This is a genomic window from Paenibacillus sp. FSL P4-0127 (assembly GCF_038007325.1).
Lineage (GTDB): Bacteria > Bacillota > Bacilli > Paenibacillales > Paenibacillaceae > Fontibacillus > Fontibacillus macerans.
Genome location: NZ_JBBOWY010000001.1, coordinates 5,775,870 through 5,794,612, shown reverse-complemented (window position 1 = coordinate 5,794,612; position 18,743 = coordinate 5,775,870). Strand labels below are relative to the sequence as shown.

Sequence of the window (18,743 nt, the reverse complement as noted above, 5' to 3'; positions counted from 1 at the left end):
TCAGCTTTGGGGACCGATGATGAAGCAGCGGGAAAACAGTGGACAGCCTCTATGATGCGTCCGCCCGGTTTTTATGGTAACTTCAAAGAGCCAAGGCTGATTAGAAAGGGGGAGGCGCCAAGATGAAGGACAAGCTGGGAAATCTGCCGTCATCGCCGGGAGTCTACTTGATGAAAGACGGGAATGGGGGGATTTTGTACGTCGGCAAGTCGAAAAATTTGCAGCAGCGGGTCCGGTCTTATTTTTATCCTTCCGCGCCCCATTCCAATAAAATCAAAAGGCTGGTCAACAACGTCAAGGATCTGGAAATACGGGTGACCGATACCGAATTCGAAGCGTTAATGCTGGAATGCCGGTTAATTCGCGAATGGAAGCCGGTATACAACAAAAAAATGAAAAACCCGCTCGCTTATGTTTATATCGCCATCCGGCCGGGAAACGGCTTCCGCCGCATTGAAGTCACCCATCATCCGGGCAGCGGGGAGGCCGGGGAGGTGTGGTTCGGCCCCTATGCGGCCAGCAAAAACACCGTTTTGGAGGCGGTCCGGGAGATTCAGGAGTGTCTGCAGATCGCCTGCGCCCGGTCTTCCGTCGGCCAAGCCCCCTGTTTGAATTATTCGCTTGGGTTATGCCGGGGCATGTGTCTCGGAGGTGAAGCGGTCCGGGAATACGAGCGGATTGTCGACCGCTTCATCGCCCTGCTGGCGGGAAGCGACCGCTGTATATACGAGGTTATGGAACAAGAGATGGCGGCGGCGGCCGAACGGTATGATTTTGAAGCCGCGGCCAGGTACAGGGATTCGCTGCAAGCGGTAAGCCTGCTGTTGAATAAGGAAAATATGATCCAATTCACCGTGCAAAACCGCAGCCTCGCCATCGTTGAAGCGTTGGACGGTCAGACGTTCAAGCTGTTTCTGGTGAAGCGGAATCGCGTGCTTTTCAGGGAAAAGTATCATGTTGCCGATACGGCGGTAGAGCAACTGCGGGCCGAGATTACGGAGGCGGTGCTCGGCTGCTTCGGAGCGGAGAAGACGCCGCCCTCCAGCGCGCTTGCCCGCGACGAAATCGATGAAGCGCAGATCATTTACAGCTATCTGCAGAGCAGTGCCTGCCGGCATCTGACCGTTCCGGAGGAATGGATCGAAGCGCGGGACCGTTTGCGGATCGCCTCGGCATTGGACAATATTCTCCCTCGTCCTTGAGAACCGCCTGGAATCGGGGGAGTCCGCCATGCCCGGTTTGGGCCGGGAACGATAAGCTTTAGTCTTAGACTCCTGCACAGCGCCTTCTTTGGAACCGGGCAAATCCAAAAGGAGGCGTTATTTTTTTCTCCGGAAAAAAATGAACCGGTGCCAAACAGGCTTCGCCTATATATCGAGATCAACTTTAGGAAGTGATAAATGATGCAAGAGGAACAAGAGTGGATAGAGCGCTGCAGGAACGGCGATCGGGAGGCGTTTTACAAGCTGGTCGAACCGCTGTTGGACCGGGTATACAGCGCGTCCGCCGCGATATTGCGCTCGTCGCATTTGGCGGAAGATGCCGTCCAGAACGCCTTGATTGAGGCTTACAGGGCCATTATGAACGGCAAGGAAATCCGCAATTTTACCGGCTGGTTCAAGCATCTGTGCGCCATGAGAGCGATCGATCTGGCGCGGAAGCGTTCGCGGCTGAACAGGATGACGGAGGGGTTGGAGCATTTGGAGCCAGTGGATCAGGGGGCGCAGCCGATCGAAGCCCTATTGAAAAAAGAGGAGCAGCACAGCCTGCTCTCCCAGGTGATGTCGCTGGACATTCAACATCGTTCGGTGGTCCTGCTCTTTTACTATCAGGAAATGTCCATCGAGGAGATTGCGGCCACGCTCGGCATGAAGGAAGGAACGGTAAAATCCCGGCTCCATCGCGCCCGGCACAAACTGCTCAAGCTTTATCAATCTAACGGAAACAGGAAGGTGATGATCAATGCTGGATACAAAGATTGAAATGAATTTGAAAAGTGAGATGACGTGGTCGCTGAACCAGTTAACGGCCCCAGAATCGCTGAGGGATTTTGCCCGGAATATCGCGTTACATAGTGAGAACAACAAGGTGCCCTCCCTTCCGAAAAAAAGAAAGCCTTTATTTATTGGGTTAGCCGCAGGGGCGGCCGCCGTTTCGATCTTGTTCGTTTCGGCGGAGATATCTCCGGCGTTTGCCAGCATGCTCAAGCAAATCCCCGGCATTTCGGTCGCCGCCGACTGGCTGGACGCAATCCGCAGCCAGGACGGGGTAGAAAACGCCGCCGCTCATAAGTACACTCCCTTTGAACCGGTGATTCAGCAGTTCGGGGATATGAAGGTAAGCCTGGCGGACGTCTATCTGACCAGCGATAAACTGATGTACAAGGCGTTTATTCAAACGGATGGAATCAAAGACCATCTCGCCCAAAATCCCGATGGCAGCTTGACGCTCGACAGAACGGCCGACCATTATGCTGTACAAAACTTGGACTTCGAGATGATTGAAGGGAGCGGCAGCGAGGACATTATCACCGATCAGGAAACGGGAGAGCCGATTTTGGTTATTTCGGAAATCATGGAACTGGACCCGGAAGAAGTTCAGGCGTTTCTCAAGGGAAATCCCGACACTTTAAGTTTTAAACTCTTTGTGGGCGATGACTCTTCAGGCCGCGAGGACCGGGAGTATGATATGAATGTACCGTTTGCCCCGTCCGAATTAGTGGAAGACCGGATCATTCAGGCAAAACAGCAGATTAAGGTTGCTGGCGACCCGGATATCGGGGGATTGGTGCTGGACAATATCAAGATTACTCCTCTGAATACCTACGCCGAACTGCGGCTGGATAACAGCAAAGACTATAGGCTCGATCTTGATTTGGCCGGAGACGGAGGGCACGATGTCATACGATTAACGGATAATAACGGCAAGGTGTATCCCCTGGACACCTATCGGACCAAATATCAGCCCGTGAACGATAAGTTTCAGCCGGGCGTAATCGAGTTGACATTTAACTCCTCCCCGTTTTTTGACGAGACGGTGAACAGTTTGACGCTTCATGTCGACGCTGTGGAAATATCGGACTGGACGGGAAGCGATACGTTTACGCTAAGCTTGAACGAAGACCTGCCGAAACCGATCCGTTTTAAAGGCAAGGAAATGACGATTACGCAGGCGCGGTATGAAGACGGTTGGTTAAAGCTTAAAGTACTGCAAAAAGCGGAGAATCGCATGAGCATCCGTTTTGAAATTCCTTCGTTGCGCCCGGATAAAGAGAAGTCTCCGGAGCTTTGGAAAGAGTATTACGGGGAAAAAGCGGACTTAAGAAAGGAACTGATTATTCCGTCCGAGGGGAAAGAGGAGTACGAATTGTCCTTTTTGGTCCCAAAACAGGATACCTACGAAATTCGCATGATGCGGGAGACGGATCCCGTTCCGGTGGATAAGACGCTTGAGATTGATTTAGAGCCATGACGTAAAGGGCAGGCCGAGAAAAAAACGCCATAATTCACCGCCATATTCATAGAGCACGTGTTCAGCGGGGGGGGGGAGAGGCTGCGACTAAATCCGCGCATCCGAAACACCGCCGGAGCAAGTTCTCCGGCGGTTTTCGCTTGCCGAAGGGGCAATGTGCAAAGAGTTTACCTCGTTTCCGGCAACGAATCATAAATCGCCCCGGTATATTTCGTAATAGCTTCATCATAATCCGGGTATGTAATCCCAAGGCTTTCCGCCACCGCTTTGGAGTATTTTCTAAACAGTTCGTAACAAGTAAACAAAGACCGCCACATTTCCGGATAACCGGTTCCGTTATAGGTTGACAGCAATGTTTCCCAATCTTCGCGCGGCAGATAGCGGTCGATAAATTTATAGTTTTTCCCTACGCTAAACGTATACCCGTGCACCGAGCCGATGTGCCAGGCCATCATCCGCAGCAAATTGGGCCGTGCGATTTCGTTCAAATGATCGATGGCAAACAGGATTTCTTGTCTCGCCAGCCCTTTGACGACATAGGTCGAAACCATCCAGAACTCGTTGCAGCAATCATCAAACTCCCTGGCGGTCGGCTTTTTAAGCCAATATCCGCGGTCGGTTGCGGTCGCTTCATTTTTGACGAGACGGTCTTTATCAAGCAATACCTTCACCAAACCGTCGCTTTCGGCGAAATAAAGCTCCGACTCGTTCACGGGAATCAGGGTCAGATCCAGTTTGTTGCCATCCTCGAAAAGAATGATATAGGAGAACCAGTTGCCCAGTTCAGGGGGGAACAGCTCCATATCCTCGGGTTTTTGCATCATGATGCGCTTGCCGAAAACGCCGAGCCATTCATCGCTTTCCTTGAAAAAATCCATATCCGTAACAAAATAAGAAATGTCGAAATCCTGGAATGAATCGGGAGGAATGTTCACGTTGGTGCGCGACCCTTCCATAGTTACCAAGCGGATTCTATCCTCTTTCGCGGCGAAATCCAAAAACAGGTTCATCATTTCCTGCTCGCTTCTCAATGCATAGCCCTCCGTTCAGGCTTAGATCTTTTATTCTAAAAAATTTGAAGCCTATCCGTTTATTCGATATTGCTATATTTCATGTTGTTCTGTCAACATATGGGGATTGAAGGTTAAAGCTTTATTTAGGGGTGGCGCTAAAAAAAATTTCATTGTACAGGAAACACTTTCTGAATTTTTCTAACACTTTACAATCATACCGCGCGTTTTTAAATAGCTGGAGATAGTCATTTTCATTGCGAATGTAGTTCCCGTCGTCATATCGCTTCATAAACCAATTATTGAATTTATTTTTTTGACATAAATAAGGTTCAATAACGGCCATGTTGCCGCTCGGCTTCAAAACTCTGCGGAACTCATATAAATAGTAGGTAATGAGCTCGTTCGGAATATGGTGAAGAACCGCGATAATCAATATGAGATCCACCGTTTGATCAGGCAGCGGGATTTGCTTTCCGTCAAATACGACAAAAGTGTGGTTTGGAAACAACCGTTTGGCAAAGCCGATTCTCCGCCTATCAAGATCGATTCCGCAATAATGCTCAGCCTGACTTATGCAACAGTTCGCCCCGGTTCCGCAGCCAAAATCAAGAACCATTTTATTTTCCAAGGAGAAACGGTCTCGAATATGGTTGTGAATATATTTTTCGGTAAACCATCTGGGGCGTACGATGAAGTGATACAATCGCGGGGTCAAATACATAAAGCTGTACACACCTATCTTTTTAAATTTGACGGACTAAGAAAAATTGTTTCCGAGCCTAAGCCTAATTATGAATGTCAAAAATTTCTTAGGCCCGATGCAAACAGAACGAAACTATGTAAAAAAGGACAGGCGGCAGCACAACTGCAGTTCCTGTCCCGGTTTTGCCGGATTAGTCGGTAAATATATGATTGCCTATGGTAACGTTTTGCGGACGTGTCCAAATCCAGGCGCTTGTCGCTGTTTTCGGATTAAAATAAAACAGCGAATTGTAGGTCGGGTCCCATCCGCGGACGGCATCCTGCGCAGCCAGATAAGCCGTTTTGTCCGGCTTAAGCCAGAACTGTCCGTCATCTACGGCCGTAAACGCACCGCGCTGGAACACGACATCCCGTATATTGTCGGGAAACCGATCGGATTGGATCCGATTCATCACAACAGCGCCGACAGCTACCTGACCCACGTACGGTTCTCCCCTGGCTTCACTGTAGATCACCCTAGCCAGAATATCCATCTCGCTTTGATTCAGCGAGTATTTTTTGAGCGCCCGCCAGGTTTGCGGACCGGCCTTCCCATCAATCTGGAGCCCGTAATTTCGCTGGAAGCTTTGTACCGCAGCCTTCGTGTGAGTCCCATAAAAGCCGGTCAACTGCTGGTTAAACAAACCAAGCGCCTTCAGCCGGTATTGGAGATCCCATACATCGCCGCCGGTACTGCCCGCTTGCAGCGTGCTGGCCGCAGCCTGCGTGGTTTCGCCGTAGAATCCAAATCCGAAGGTTATGACCATAACGAATATCAGTCCCCGGAATAACTTCACGGCGGATCACCTCCTTCCATAGTATCCATTGTATGGTGGGGGGAGAAAGGTGAACAACCCTCAACATTTGGCATGGAACACTTTACCGGGCGCTCTCGAATTTTCGCGGCTTGACTGAATCAAATGCAAAAGTGCATTTGATTTTTTACGATCTGCCATTTTAGCGCGATTGAAATGCAAAAATGCATCTCATCCGGGGCGATTTAATAAAAAGTATCTATATAACCGGATATGAACTGCACTTTTGCATTTAACAAGTTATCTTCGAGTAATTTCGACGAAAATCGCATGCTCTTTTGCATTTCACGAGACTCGGAATGCCGCTCTGCTATGGCGAAGGGAGCGATATCGGCGGGCAGGAGACCCGGACCGGCAAGCGGGTTAAACATCCGGTCGGGCACGAATCCGATCGAGGGCAAAGGTGAAGAACGATTGCCGGGACAAAAAGCGCAGGTATAAAATGAAGACAAATGAGAATCGATCATAATGAGGGGTTAAAGATGGGAAAAATCGGTTTGGTGTTGGGCGGCGGCGCGGTGCGCGGACTGGCTCACCTGGGCGTGTTGAAGGTGTTCGACAAGCACTGTATTCCGATCGACTGCATCGCCGGGACGAGCATGGGCGGAGCCATCGGGGGCTTGTATGCGGCCGGCATTTCTCCCGGGGACATCGAGGAGCTGATCCGGACGACACCGAAGTACCGTTTGATCGATTTGGGAATCAGGCGGCGGGGACTGATCGGAGGCGACAGCATTTACAACACGGTTCAAGGACTGATGAAACGGCATGGCAAAGAAGCGCTGCAAATCGAAGATTTCCCGATTCGCTTTAAAGCGGTCTCCGTCGATTTAATCACGGGAAAGCAGGTGATCATCGAGCGTGGGGACATTGGGCTGGCGCTTCGGGCCACGACGGCTTTTCCCGGGGTTTTTGCGCCCGTGATGGCAGAGGAGAAGATGCTGGTGGACGGCGGGGTCCTCAACAATTTGCCGGTGGAAGAGTTGAAGTCCGAGGGCTTGGACCTGATTATTGCCGTCGATGTGACCAGGGAGCATGAGCCGAAACTGCCCCGGAATATGGTGGAGGTCGTATACCGTTCCTACAGCCTGATGACGGCGGAGCGCAAGCGAACCAGCCTCCGCTTGGCGAACTGGGTGATCCGGCCCGAGGTAGGGCATATCGCCGCCTTCGATTTTTCCAAATCGCAGGAGTGTATTCGGGCGGGGGAAGCCGCGGCCGAGCGGATCATCGACGAATTGAGGGTGCATATTTAAGCTCGGAACCATCAACGGCGTTTGACAAAACAATCAGGCGTGCATCTTCATTCCAGGCTGCTTAAGAAACTCCAGCGATCTTCAGTGAAGATCATAAGAGCAAAAAATGACAAAAAATGTGCTTATTCCGGCGATATCCAATCATTTGCGAGAAATAGAGGCGATTTATGCCGCTATTTTCTCGGATTGCAAGAAAATGCCTGCATTCTGGACTATTCAAAGGACAATAAGGGCAAAAAATGTCGCTAATGGAGGTGACCATGCCTGGCTCCCGATAATAAGTGCATAAAGTTCTGCTATTTAGCAGGCCGGCGGTTAGTCTTGGCGGCTGGTCTTTCCGGCAGCCGGCTTTCCGGCGCCAATTTCTAGGTTGAGCCATATGCAGCGGGGCAAAACGACTGGGCGCTCATGGGTTTTAGTTTTTTTTGCAATCCATAGTCTGAACTTTCTAAAAATAGTGCTAAAATAGATGTTATCAGTTTCCGCCAAGATTCAGGAGCTAGGAAGTTCAGCGAAAAGGAGCAACCCAACATGTCAAAGATCTTCAAAACTTTAACGATTGCCGGCAGTGATTCCAGCGGGGGCGCTGGAATTCAGGCCGATTTGAAAACATTCGAAGAGTACGGCACTTACGGTTTCAGCGCCTTGACGACAATCGTCACGATGGATCCGGACCAAGGCTGGCACCATAACGTCTATCCGGTGGAAGCCTCATTGGTGGCCGAGCAGCTCAAAACCGTGTATGCCGGAGGTCCCGTCGACGCGATGAAAACCGGAATGCTCGGCAGCGTACCGATTATCGAAGTCGTGGAGTCCTGCATCCGCAAGTACGATCAAAAAAATGTCGTCATCGACCCGGTGATGGTCTGCAAAGGCGAGGATGAAGTGCTGAATCCGGAAAGCGCGGACGCAATCCGCGATTTGCTGCTGCCGTTGGCGGCGGTGACGACGCCGAATTTGTTTGAAGCCGGGGTATTGTCCGGGCTGGGACGCCTTACCACGCTGGAGGAGATGAAGACGGCGGCTCAAGCGATTTACGAGCGCGGCGCTAAAAACGTCGTCATTAAAGGCGGCAAAGCGCTGGACGGGGAAATGGCGATCGACCTGTTCTATGACGGCAAGGAGTACACGGTTTTGGAGTCGCCGAAAATCGAACCGGCCTATAACCACGGGGCGGGCTGTACGTTTGCGGCAGCCATTACCGGCGGCCTGGCGAACGGCTTAACGGTCCAGGAAGCTGTGGCTAAAGCGAAAAAATTCGTCACCGCCGCCATCGCTTCCGGATATCGGTTTAATGAATATGTCGGACCGGTGTTCCATGCGGGGTACCGGCTGAACGGAGAGTAAGCCATGAAATTGATGTTCATTTCGGACGTCCACGGGTCCGCCCATTGGCTGGACCGGGCGCTGGAGAAGGCCGAGGAGGAGCGGCCGGACCAGCTTGTCATGCTGGGGGATTTCCTCTATCATGGCCCGCGGAACGCGCTCCCGGACGGCTACGATCCGCAGCGGGTCGCGGAGACGCTGAACCGGCACAAGCACAAAATCGCCGCCGTTCGCGGCAATTGCGACGCGGAAGTCGACCAGATGCTGCTGGAGTTTCCGATGATGGCGGACTACGCCATGATTTTGCATGAGGGCCGCCGCATTTATGCGACGCACGGTCACGGCTTTAATATCGAGCAACTGCCGCCGCTGGCCGAAAACGACGTGTTCATTCAAGGCCATACCCATATCCCTGTCGCCGACCGCAAAGGCGGGGTGTTTGTGCTGAATCCGGGATCGATCGCCTTGCCGAAGGATAACTATCCTCATTCCTACGGGATTCTTGCGGGCGATGAATTCCTTGTGAAGGATTTTGACGGCGGCACGGTGAAGGGAATCCGTCTGAAGTAGCAGTTTAAGCCGAGGGCGCCGGAAGGCGTCCTTTGCTTATTAGAGCCCCTGCTTATTAAAGCCTCTGCTTTATTAGGGCCTTTATATAGGGCCTCTTCAGTAATAACGGCATTCTATGGCCTTATTATCCGGATATGAGCATGTTCATCCCCATTAGCGGCATTTTTTGTACTTATTTTCTCATGGATAGTCCAGAACGCAGGCATTTTCTAGCGACCTGGGAGAATAACGACATAAATTGCCTCTATTTCTCTCAAAGCGGCTGATATCGCAGGAATAACGCCCTTTTTTGCCCTTAAGTTTTCCAACTGAAAATTTTAAATCGAAAGAAATACCAAATTGATACCAAAATGAAATTGGCCTGCGGGTGAAAAATATGGTAAGCTTAAATTACCTGCTATTAAATTTTAATAGAAAGCTTGTCACCAATTCCAGTCTTTAAGCGGCAGGGTAATAAAAGGGAAAAGGAGAATGTTAGAAACAATGAAGTTAAACAAGAAAATGATCGGCATCGTAGCTCTATCATCCGTACTGATTTCCGGGACGCTGCTTACCAATGACGCTTTTGCGGCGAATGCCACGAAAACATTGAAGGCGGTCTATAGCAATATTAAACTTGTATATAATGGTCAAACAATTTCGTCCAGCTCCGGTCAGGAACCTTTTATGGTTAACGGAACCACCTATGTACCGATCCGGATGGCGGGTGAAGCGCTCGGGAAATCGTTAGTCTGGGACGGCACGAATAAGATCGTTAACATTTCAGATACGTCTTCTTCGGATGCACAGGTTATCGAGATGCTTCGCAATCAAATTACGGATTTAAACAACCAGTTAAACAGTGTGAAAAATGAATTAACCACGGCGAATTCGACGATTGCGTCGAAGGATTCCACGATTACTTCCTTGCAGTCCGAAATCAATTCGCTGAAGAAGGATGGCAATAACGGCAGCCTGAGCAGATTGGAAGACGACCTCAACGATGATCACGAGGATGATTACAGTTTGGATGCCTCGATTTCTTTGTCGGGGGATAAAGATGACATTAGCATAACGATCAAGGTGGATGAAAGCACATGGAATAATCTGTCTTCTTCAAGACAGAAAACGTTCCTGCAGGACATCTCTGACGATATTAGACGTGAATTCAGGGATGCGAAGATCGACGGAACCGTGAAAAACAAAAAATCTTCCAAACTGACGACATTCTCCGTCAGCCGCTCGGGAACGCTTTCTATAGGAAGCAGCAGCAGCAGCGTGCCAAGCCAATCTACAATGCTTAGTCAATTGAGGAGAGATTACTCGACCTATCGCGGTATTCCGTTATCGATCCAACTGGATGTTGATAAGGATCGCGAAGAAGTTAGGGTGGAAGTTTACATCGTTAAGAAAGACTGGGATGACCTCTCTTCATCTTATCAGACAAAGATTCTGTCCAGCATGCTGAACGATCTGGAGCGTGAATATCCCGATTATGATATCGAGGGTTATGTTTACGATGATAATACGAAGTCAAGATTGGACAGACAAACAAGATAAATCGTGCGCTTTAGTTTGGGCCGCTCCTTCCCTCAGGAAAGAGCGGCGTATTTTTTGTTTCAACAAAACAACGCAGTTCAGGCAAGGTTTACAACGGGCACGGTTTTAACATATTATGAGGCTATACAATAGAGGGAAGGATTGTGGGGATGGAGAACGCAAAACCTAAGCTGACAAAACCCGAAGCGATGATTTTTGACATGGACGGAACGTTGTTCAAGACAGAAACGCTGCTTGTTCCCGTATTTCACCAAGTGTTTGACCGGCTGCGCGAGGAGCGGCTGTATGAAGGAGAAACGCCCCCGGAGGAGCTGATTTTAAGCTGTCTCGGCATGCTGCTCCCGGAGATTTGGAAAAGAGTGCTGCCGGACCAAAGCGAGGAGGTGCGCCGGCGGGCCGACGAGCTGCTGCTCGAATTGGAGCTGGCCGGACTGAAGGAGCTCCCGTCCGAACTGTACCCGCAGGTGCGCGAAACTTTGACGCGGCTGAAAGAGCGGGGGGTCAGACTGTTTGTGGCCAGCAACGGACTGGAGCATTACGTAAAGGGCGTGGCCGACACGCACGGCATCCTTCCGTTGTTTGAAGGATTATACAGCGCCGGCGAATATCAGACGGCGTCTAAAGTGGATTTGGTCAAGCTGCTGCTGGACAACCACGCGATCCGCACCGCCTGGATGGTCGGCGATCGTTCCTCCGACGTGGAAGCGGGCAAGAAAAACGGGCAAACCGTCATCGGCTGCGCTTACGCTGGCTTCGGGAACGACCGGGAATTGGCGGGGGCCGACGCGTTGATCGGCGCCTTCAAGGAGCTGCTCGAATTATATGACGAAGCGGCGAATCACCAATAATTAGGCAAAGCAGATCTTGCTCCCTTAAGGGAAAAGGTCTGCTTTTTCTTTAAATCGACCATGGAATCTTTAATTTGTCCATTGTTGGAAGGGTTTTCATCATATAGAGTGAAAAGCGTAAACGACCAATCCGGATTGGGACAACATCATGATATGAAAACGGAGGGAAAATAATGATGGTGCATAGCGGAAGAAAAGCAATTGCCAAAATCACTTCGATCGCCGTGGTTTTAGCCGTGGTTGGCACGGGTTTTCCGCTTGAGGCGCAGGCGGGGGACACTTGGCCTTTTCAAGGGTCAAGCGCGCACGGGCAAAACCAGCCCAGCGTACACGGGTATACCAGCGGCCATATTATGAATTGGAGCCCGGAAACGGACCCTGGCGCCGAACTGCTCAGATCCCATGTGCCGCTGCAAAAAAGAATCGCCCCGTTCCCGGCTACCCAAGCCAATCCGGAGCTGAGCCCAAACGTTAAAATGATGAACGTGGCGGGGGATTATGGAAACGCTTTTATTGAAAATGCGCCGTACACGAACAAATTTGCCCAATATCATTTTAACTTTTGGCAGTACATCGATTATTACTCTTATTGGCACGGAACGGCGACGGCCTATACCCCGCCGGAATATTACGACGAACTGGCGCAAAAGGACTGGCAGCAAAAATGGTTTGAATTCGGCATGCTGAACATTCCGAATCCGACGTATACCGACGCGGCTCACAAAAACGGCGTGCTGTCGCTGGCGGGGATTTTCTTCTCCAACAACGACCGCGGGCAGCAGACGTATAAGCAGATGATCGTTAAAGACGAGCAAGGGGATTTTCCGGTGGCCGGCAAACTGATTGAAATGGCCGAATACTTCGGGTATGACGGGTATTTCATCAACCAGGAGGAAATCGGCCCCAATGTTGACACCAAGGATATTCCCGACTATATCGCCTTTATGAAAGCGCTGCAAAAAGGCGGGTTGTACGTTCAGTGGTATGACTCGCTCGATACCCGCACCGGTGCGAACACCTTTGCCAGAACGTTCAACGACAACAATATTTCGTTCCTGTACGACAAAAGCGATAGCAAACAGGTGGCGCAGTCCTTTTTCTTTGATTACGGCGTGGGCGCCGGCCAAATCACTGCGGCCAAAAACTATTTGAACAAGCTGAACGATTCCCAAGGGACGGACTTCGATATTTACGATGTTGGATTCGCCGGGCTTGAGGCCGGGCGCGACCGGTTTAAAAGCGTTCAGGGAACGGCGCTGAAAAATAAACTGAACAACGGCCTGCCGCTGCTTAGCATCGCCACGCTGGGCGCCGATTTCGTGCATGCCGGGCTCGACGAGGATATGAATCAAGCGTGGCCGGTCCGGCACCGGCAGGAAAACGAATACCAATGGATGACGAAAGTCCGCGAGCAATTGTGGTGGTCGGGGCCGAACATCGATCCGAAAAACACGCAGGTCTCCGATACCAACACGGCCGGCGACGTTTACGCGGACAACCGGTATTGGCCGGGCATGGCGTCCGTGATCGCCGAGCGTTCCGTCATCGAAGGCCCGAACTTCTATACGAATTTCAACACGGGACACGGGTTGTCCTATTATGCGGACGGCAAGGTGTCGAGCGCGGACGAGTGGTCCAACATGAGTCTGCAGGACGTTCCGGTGACCTGGCAGTGGTGGCAGGATACGGCCGGCAACAAGCTTACCGTCGATTTCGACTATGGCCCGGAATATAACTTCGCGGATACGGATCGTTACGACTATAAGCAAATCGGCGCCTACCAAGGCGGCAGCTCGCTGGTTGTGAGCGGCGATTTGAATGGGGAAAACTTCCTGCGGCTGTACAAAACGGATCTTGACGTAAATAAAAGCTCGAAGCTTTCGCTGACTTACAACAAAAGCTCGGCCAATGACGGTTCGACGATGTACGCCGGCCTGATCCTGGCCGACGATCCGGAGCACGTGGTGAAAATCGCCGTTCCGGACAGCGGGAAACGCACGAAAGACTGGGTCACGGCGGAGTTTGACCTTGGCGCTTACAGCGGTAAAGCGATCGCCGCTTTCGGCCTTGTGTTTGATCCGGGGAAAAAAGCGGTGGCTGACTACCAGGTCAACATCGGGCAAATCCGCATTGATGACGGTTCGGCGGTAAGGCCTTCCGCGCCGGAGGGGCTAGCGATTTCCGCAGCCTATCCGAATACCGGCGAGATGACCGTAAAATGGGAGCTGGACCCGGATTACTCCAAGGTTAAACAATACAATGTATACGTAAACGATGTCTATGTCGGCGGCAAATACGACGGCATCTATTACATCAAAAATTTGCCGGCGAAGTCGGGCACGGTCAAAGTCGCCGCCGTTGGCGCGGATGGACGGGAAGGGCAGGCCGCGAAAATCAACTTCAATCTGGCCCATTCGGTCTCGGATATCGCCGTTGATTCCCAGGAAAACGGCGATCTTCGGGTAACCTGGACCAATCCGAACAAGCCTGCGGGCGATATTACGGTCAGCGTGCAATCTCTAAACTGGATCACCACTCCGGAGCCCGTCTCCGCCAAAGCGACGGTTACGGAAGGCTCCACATCCGCGCTGTTTAGCGGTATGCCAATAAACGGAGACGATTATCTGGTGACGATTTCTTCGCAAGACGCCACGCCGGTTTCGATCAGCGGCCGGTTTATCGATAAAAAATCCGAGCCGTACGCTGAAGCTTGGTCATGGGACGGCGATAAACTGAATTTGCCGATGCCAAACACCAGAGATTGGCGTTACATGTACGTGTATGAGGACGGGGTTCTAAGGAAATTCCCGACAACCTACGGGGTGAGGGACAAGGACCGCATCATTCGCGGCAGGACGACCAAGGCTTGTCTCAGCTTCACCTCTGCGGCGAAGCAAGTGTACGTCGTGATGGAGGATTATGCCGGGAACCAATCGGCTCCGGTATACCTTAGAGGCGAGCAATCATAAAGCCGTTTTCGGAGCAAATAAGCGGACCCAATAAAAGCGAAGCCGCTCCTTCCGTTAGGAGGGGGCGGCTTTCTGCTTGTAGACCCACATCGCGTATTCAAGCGGCCGTACGATCGCTTTCCGGTAGGCGTCGGGGTCTCCGGATTTCATGAACACCTCGCGCGCCGGCTTGGGATTCACCTCCAGGACATAGATATGCCCTTGCTTGTTGATGGCCAAATCGAGGGCCAACTCGCACAGGGGGCCGAAGGTCTGTTCCAGATATTCGGCGATGTCCAAGCTCAGACGCTCGGCGGTTCTGCGGACTTCGGCGCGCCGCTCCTCCCCGGGAATCCACTGCTTCAAAAGCGTGTTCATCGCCACCGCATGTCCGCCGCCGTGCAGATTGGAGGTTACGCTGCGGGGCGGGCCGACCCGCCCGGCGCAGCCTGTCGCTTCCCAGCGGCCCTGCCCGTTTTTCTGCACCAGCATCCGGTAATCGTGAACCCGGCCGTTCGGCAGCTTGATTTGAATCCCCTGCTGGGCGAGAAATTGGGCGCCGCCTTTCCAGCCGAGCAGATAAGCGCTCAGCCGGGCTTTATGGATCTTCCGGGGAGACACGATGCTGCGGTTTTGTTTCCGGCCCTGAATCAAGAACTCATCCGCACCAAGGCGTTCGATCCGCAGGATACCCCGGCCTCCGGTACCGTTGATCGGCTTGACGTACACGGCCGGATATTTTTTCAGCAGTCCGAGCGCGTCCCCGCTATGCTGAAACAGCACGGTTTCGGGGAGATGCTCGCGGAATCTCGCCACGCGGGACAACGTTTGGTAAATCGTCCATTTGTTGCGCAGCGGGCGGTTAAGGAAGGTCAGGCTGCCGTAACGCGCCCGGAAACGCCCCAGCTGTTCGAACCTTTTGCTGCGCTGGATCCGGCAGCGGTCGAAAATCACGTTCGGAAAACGGCGCCATTTGCGGGACCATTTTTTTTGTTTCGGATCGTAAACGAGCGCATAAATCAGCTTTTTTTTCTCATGCACATCCGCAGGGGTAAACACAAAAACGTCCAGCCCGAGCCTTTGCCCCTCGGCGATCATTTTTTGGTAAATATGCCGTTCCTCCAGCTGCTTCTTGTCATTGAGGTACAAGGTCAAGATCCCTAAAACGGGTTGAGACAAAGAGAATCACCTTCTTTGTTGAAATGGGCGGCGGCGCCTTCGCCGTTTGAACGCGAAAGGCTGTTTTCGAGGAGCAGCTGCGGTTTCCCGCCGCGAACCTTGACCAGCCGGCGGGCATAAAGTCCGGCGCGGAAACACATCTGCAGGCTGGAGATCTGATCGCAGGCCACCCGGCATGACAACTGCCGCAAAATGGCAAGCTGCTCGGCGAGCAGCCTGGAGCCGAGTCCGCGTCCCCGGTACAACGGATGGACCACGACGAGGCAAAGGCCGCGGCCGTAATCCGTGACACAGGAGACGCCGGCTATCCGCGGCCCGTCTTCGGCTTGAATCCGGGCCGCCAGCAGCGAGCTCCCCGGGAGGCCGAACTCGCTCGGCGACAGCTTCATCAGCGCCCGGAAGGCGGAAGGCGGAATGCGCCCCGCCCCATACTTCCGGATGAAAGCCAGCATGTCGCCATGCTGCTTTTCCCAACCCGCTCCGTCTCCGGGATTAAGTTTTCGAATTTCCATCGCTCCTCGCCTCCCTCGCTACTTACGCTTCGGCTGCCGGGATAAATATTGGCTGTATTGAAAAATGCGCTCCAGCGACTTTTTGCGGATATGCGGCTCATCGAATTTCATCGGCTTGGCATTGGCTTCAAAAAACCAGATTTGCCCTTCCGTATCGATCCCCAAGTCCATGGACATCTCGCCCAGGATGTGGCCGCATTCCTTTTCGATTTGCTTGGCGATGAGGAGGGCGTTCGATTTTACGCGGCCTATCAAATAATCCGTCATGTCCGCGCCGAAAGCCGGGGTGAGCAGCTTCTCCGGATCCTCAATGCTCCCTCCTTGCGGCACGTGGGTCGTGATTCGCTTCGGCCCGGCAAGGCGGGCGCCTACGCCGGTCACCGTCCAGACGCCCTTGCCCGTCTTTTGCACGAGCACGCGCATATCGAAGTGGCGGCCGCGGTACGAGGCGAGGGAGATGCTTTCCTGCATAATGTACGGCGTCTTGCCCGCCTCGGACCTGATCCGCTTCCAAAGGGCCGGAAGATAGGCCGTTTTGTACACGACATTCCGGCTTCTTTTGCCCTGAAGCGTCAGCCGGTACTGTTTCTCCTCGGCCTCGTTAAGCTTCACCAGCATGATCCCCTTGCCCGCCTTGCCGCTCACCGGTTTTAAGTAAAGGCTGCCGTATTTTTGCAGCATCGCGTCCAGCGTATTGGGGCCGATCATTTTTTTCGTATCCGGCACGAGCGAGCGGGTCGTCCGGCCCTTTTTCAGCCAATCGAACAGGCGCCACTTATTGAAGAAAAAAGGATTGTACAAGTGGATCGACTCATGCCGGAGGCACTCGTCGATTTTCCGCCGCACCTCAGGCTTCCGTTCATCCTCCCGCAGCGGGACCCGGTTGTAGACCACGTCGGGCAGGGGCACCCAGTGCTTTTTCCACGTTTTGTCCTCCGGATGGAACACGTACCCCTGCACCTTTTTGGCGCCGAGCTTGAGGTCCCGGGCGGTGATCACGTAAACCGGGATATCCAGCTCCTGGCCCGTTTTTACGATATCCCGGAAATTGGCGCGGTTGCCCCGGAATAGTTTGTTTTCGTCATCGACCGTCAGCACGGCGACGACCGGTTTCTTCTCGCTCAAAAGCGTACTGCTCATGAGCCGTCCCTCCTCCGGAATTTGCTTAAATACAGGCAATGTTCGAGGATATGATCGATCGAGGCTTTCCCTTCGGCGCGGAGCGAGGGGTGTTTAAAGATGGAACGCCCGGGTTTGGCGTTGGCTTCGAACATCCAGATTCGTTCGTCCCGGTCGATCCCGATGTCGAAGCCGATTTCCCCGAGCAGATGCTGGTGATGCGACTCGATCGCCTCGGCCAGCGTAATGGCGACGTTCTTCGCGTGCCTCAGCACTTCGTCGGCGCGCGGGCCGAAGGCCCGGGTCAGAGCCTGCTCCGGCGTCAGCAGGCTGCCGCCGTTTTTCAAATGGGTCGTTACGCTGCCTTTCCCGGCTTTCTTGGCCCCGATGCCGACGACAACCCATTGGTTTCTGCCGTTTTTGTGCATATGAAAACGAAAATCGATCGGGCAGCCGTCGATCTCGATCAGGCGGATGCCCTGCTGGGCGACGTAGCCCCGCAGCGAACGGCCGTGTCTGGCCTGCATCGTCCGCATAAGGCTGCTGAAGGAGTTGAACCTGAGCAGGGCGTTGCGGCCGTTTTTGCGGTAACGGGCGTAATAGCCGCTTCTAGGGATATAGGAGAGACGGTAAATCCCGTTGCCCAGACTTCCGCTGTTCGGCTTGTAATAAACGAGCGAATGGCGGTCGAGCATATCCTTGATCTGCTCCGGGGTCGGGCTCATGATCGATTCGGGCACATAGCGGCTGACCGCAGGATCCCTTTCCAGGAGGCGGTAGATGTCGGATTTGTTGAAGAAGCTCCAGTTGAAAAATGGAATCCTCCGGCGGACAAACCGGTCCCGCAGCTGATTGATCAAGGGCGTGGTCTCCGCCCGGCGGCTGGGCAGCCGGTTGTATACGACATCGGGCAGCGGCACGCGTTTCCTTACGAAACGTCCGGCTTCGTTCAGGAAATACCCGTTGACGGTATCGTTTTCCCAGTTGATGTCGCGCGGGGTAAAGGCAAAAATGTACGACATCTTGCTGCCCTGGCGCAGCAGCTGCTTGATAAAGTCGGTGCGGGAACCAAACGGATTCGTATGGGATGAGGTTGGCCCGTCGGACAGCACGCCGATCAGCGGCCCGAGCTGCACCTCGCCCTCCTGAAGACTGCGGAGAAAAACGCTGCCGGGCTTCGGAATTTTGATGCCTTTGCGCACCCCGTAAGCCAAGTACAGGTGTTTTCCCGTTTTTTTGATCGGCTTGACGACAGCGGGCACCCGTTCCCCGCCGAGTCTTAGGTGAACCGATTTTTTCCCCGACAGCTTCAGGTTTTTCATTAATGCCCCGGACAAGTAGACGACCCGCTCGGGTTCCTGCGTGAAATGGACGTTGCAATAAGTCAAACTCATGAATTTTATCCT

General features: G+C 52.8%; 16 protein-coding genes. 9 read left to right on the top strand and 7 right to left on the bottom strand.

All coding sequences use genetic code 11. From position 1 onward, the window contains the following. Nucleotides 1-122 precede the first annotated feature (122 nt). From NYE74_RS26020 to NYE74_RS26010, 3 genes are all read left to right on the top strand, one after another. Nucleotides 123-1,202 (top strand): GIY-YIG nuclease family protein, encoded by a 1,080-nt coding sequence (locus NYE74_RS26020; RefSeq protein ID WP_340926556.1) that lies wholly within the window; start codon nt 123-125, stop codon nt 1,200-1,202. A gap of 201 nt (nt 1,203-1,403) precedes the next feature. Beyond that, the gene (locus NYE74_RS26015; protein ID WP_326045387.1) at nt 1,404-1,982 is read left to right on the top strand and encodes an RNA polymerase sigma factor; all 579 of its coding nucleotides are present in this window, start codon (nt 1,404-1,406) and stop codon (nt 1,980-1,982) included. Then, nucleotides 1,963-3,471 carry a hypothetical protein gene (locus tag NYE74_RS26010; RefSeq protein ID WP_341005277.1) on the top strand — a complete coding sequence of 503 codons (1,509 nt, stop codon included), beginning with the start codon at nt 1,963-1,965 and terminating at the stop codon, nt 3,469-3,471. Before NYE74_RS26015 ends, NYE74_RS26010 begins: the two co-directional genes overlap by 20 nt. 167 nt (nt 3,472-3,638) lie before the next feature. On the opposite strand, the gene ant(6) is transcribed toward NYE74_RS26010, so the two are convergent. The 3 genes from ant(6) to sleB form a co-directional block, all read right to left on the bottom strand. Continuing rightward, nucleotides 3,639-4,502, bottom strand: a complete 864-nt coding sequence (gene ant(6) / locus NYE74_RS26005) for an aminoglycoside 6-adenylyltransferase (protein ID WP_036624446.1) — start codon at nt 4,500-4,502, stop codon at nt 3,639-3,641. 121 nt (nt 4,503-4,623) lie between these two features. Further along, the gene (locus NYE74_RS26000) at nt 4,624-5,205 is read right to left on the bottom strand and encodes a class I SAM-dependent methyltransferase (RefSeq protein ID WP_036624443.1); all 582 of its coding nucleotides are present in this window, start codon (nt 5,203-5,205) and stop codon (nt 4,624-4,626) included. Between the two features lie 172 nt (nt 5,206-5,377). Next, entirely contained in the window at nt 5,378-5,992 is a 615-nt protein-coding gene (sleB, locus tag NYE74_RS25995) for a spore cortex-lytic enzyme (protein WP_051985896.1), read from the bottom strand. A 530-nt stretch (nt 5,993-6,522) separates the two neighbouring features. Between sleB and NYE74_RS25990 the strand changes: the two genes are divergently transcribed. The 6 genes from NYE74_RS25990 to NYE74_RS25965 all read left to right on the top strand — a co-directional run bounded on the left by NYE74_RS25990 (nt 6,523) and on the right by NYE74_RS25965 (nt 14,548). Beyond that, the gene (locus NYE74_RS25990; protein ID WP_036624440.1) at nt 6,523-7,296 is read left to right on the top strand and encodes a patatin-like phospholipase family protein; all 774 of its coding nucleotides are present in this window, start codon (nt 6,523-6,525) and stop codon (nt 7,294-7,296) included. A 531-nt stretch (nt 7,297-7,827) separates the two neighbouring features. Further along, nucleotides 7,828-8,643, top strand: coding sequence for a bifunctional hydroxymethylpyrimidine kinase/phosphomethylpyrimidine kinase (thiD, locus tag NYE74_RS25985; RefSeq protein WP_036624439.1), 816 nt, complete (start codon nt 7,828-7,830; stop codon nt 8,641-8,643). A 3-nt stretch (nt 8,644-8,646) separates the two neighbouring features. Next, nucleotides 8,647-9,192 carry a phosphodiesterase gene (yfcE, locus tag NYE74_RS25980; RefSeq protein WP_036624437.1) on the top strand — a complete coding sequence of 182 codons (546 nt, stop codon included), beginning with the start codon at nt 8,647-8,649 and terminating at the stop codon, nt 9,190-9,192. Between the two features lie 483 nt (nt 9,193-9,675). Further along, complete coding sequence (locus NYE74_RS25975; RefSeq protein WP_036624435.1) at nt 9,676-10,731, top strand: stalk domain-containing protein; 1,056 nt, start codon at nt 9,676-9,678, stop codon at nt 10,729-10,731. 149 nt (nt 10,732-10,880) lie between these two features. Continuing rightward, nucleotides 10,881-11,579 (top strand): HAD family hydrolase, encoded by a 699-nt coding sequence (locus NYE74_RS25970; protein WP_036624434.1) that lies wholly within the window; start codon nt 10,881-10,883, stop codon nt 11,577-11,579. A gap of 173 nt (nt 11,580-11,752) precedes the next feature. Further along, nucleotides 11,753-14,548, top strand: a complete 2,796-nt coding sequence (locus NYE74_RS25965; protein ID WP_230877135.1) for an endo-beta-N-acetylglucosaminidase — start codon at nt 11,753-11,755, stop codon at nt 14,546-14,548. A gap of 54 nt (nt 14,549-14,602) precedes the next feature. Here the strand turns inward: NYE74_RS25965 and NYE74_RS25960 are convergent, their stop codons facing one another. From NYE74_RS25960 to NYE74_RS25945, 4 genes are read right to left on the bottom strand one after another with little or no spacing between them, the layout of a single operon-like run. Further along, on the bottom strand, nt 14,603-15,706 hold the full coding sequence (locus NYE74_RS25960) for a YheC/YheD family endospore coat-associated protein (protein ID WP_036624433.1): 1,104 nt from the start codon (nt 15,704-15,706) through the stop codon (nt 14,603-14,605). Further along, nucleotides 15,688-16,218, bottom strand: coding sequence for a GNAT family N-acetyltransferase (locus tag NYE74_RS25955; RefSeq protein ID WP_051985598.1), 531 nt, complete (start codon nt 16,216-16,218; stop codon nt 15,688-15,690). Before NYE74_RS25955 ends, NYE74_RS25960 begins: the two co-directional genes overlap by 19 nt. A gap of 18 nt (nt 16,219-16,236) precedes the next feature. After that, entirely contained in the window at nt 16,237-17,358 is a 1,122-nt protein-coding gene (locus tag NYE74_RS25950; protein WP_036624431.1) for a YheC/YheD family endospore coat-associated protein, read from the bottom strand. Further along, entirely contained in the window at nt 17,355-18,731 is a 1,377-nt protein-coding gene (locus NYE74_RS25945; RefSeq protein WP_036624430.1) for a YheC/YheD family endospore coat-associated protein, read from the bottom strand. Before NYE74_RS25945 ends, NYE74_RS25950 begins: the two co-directional genes overlap by 4 nt. Between the last annotated feature and the right edge of the window lie 12 nt (nt 18,732-18,743).

Coding starts and splice junctions, on each gene's coding strand:
- NYE74_RS26020 (WP_340926556.1), top strand. CDS start 123: ATGAAGGACAAGCTGGGAAATCTGCCGTCATCGCCGGGAGTCTACTTG.
- NYE74_RS26015 (WP_326045387.1), top strand. CDS start 1,404: ATGCAAGAGGAACAAGAGTGGATAGAGCGCTGCAGGAACGGCGATCGG.
- NYE74_RS26010 (WP_341005277.1), top strand. CDS start 1,963: ATGCTGGATACAAAGATTGAAATGAATTTGAAAAGTGAGATGACGTGG.
- NYE74_RS26000 (WP_036624443.1), bottom strand. CDS start 5,205: ATGTATTTGACCCCGCGATTGTATCACTTCATCGTACGCCCCAGATGG.
- sleB (WP_051985896.1), bottom strand. CDS start 5,992: ATGGTCATAACCTTCGGATTTGGATTCTACGGCGAAACCACGCAGGCT.
- NYE74_RS25990 (WP_036624440.1), top strand. CDS start 6,523: ATGGGAAAAATCGGTTTGGTGTTGGGCGGCGGCGCGGTGCGCGGACTG.
- thiD (WP_036624439.1), top strand. CDS start 7,828: ATGTCAAAGATCTTCAAAACTTTAACGATTGCCGGCAGTGATTCCAGC.
- yfcE (WP_036624437.1), top strand. CDS start 8,647: ATGAAATTGATGTTCATTTCGGACGTCCACGGGTCCGCCCATTGGCTG.
- NYE74_RS25975 (WP_036624435.1), top strand. CDS start 9,676: ATGAAGTTAAACAAGAAAATGATCGGCATCGTAGCTCTATCATCCGTA.
- NYE74_RS25970 (WP_036624434.1), top strand. CDS start 10,881: ATGGAGAACGCAAAACCTAAGCTGACAAAACCCGAAGCGATGATTTTT.
- NYE74_RS25965 (WP_230877135.1), top strand. CDS start 11,753: ATGATGGTGCATAGCGGAAGAAAAGCAATTGCCAAAATCACTTCGATC.
- NYE74_RS25955 (WP_051985598.1), bottom strand. CDS start 16,218: ATGGAAATTCGAAAACTTAATCCCGGAGACGGAGCGGGTTGGGAAAAG.
- NYE74_RS25950 (WP_036624431.1), bottom strand. CDS start 17,358: ATGAGCAGTACGCTTTTGAGCGAGAAGAAACCGGTCGTCGCCGTGCTG.
- NYE74_RS25945 (WP_036624430.1), bottom strand. CDS start 18,731: ATGAGTTTGACTTATTGCAACGTCCATTTCACGCAGGAACCCGAGCGG.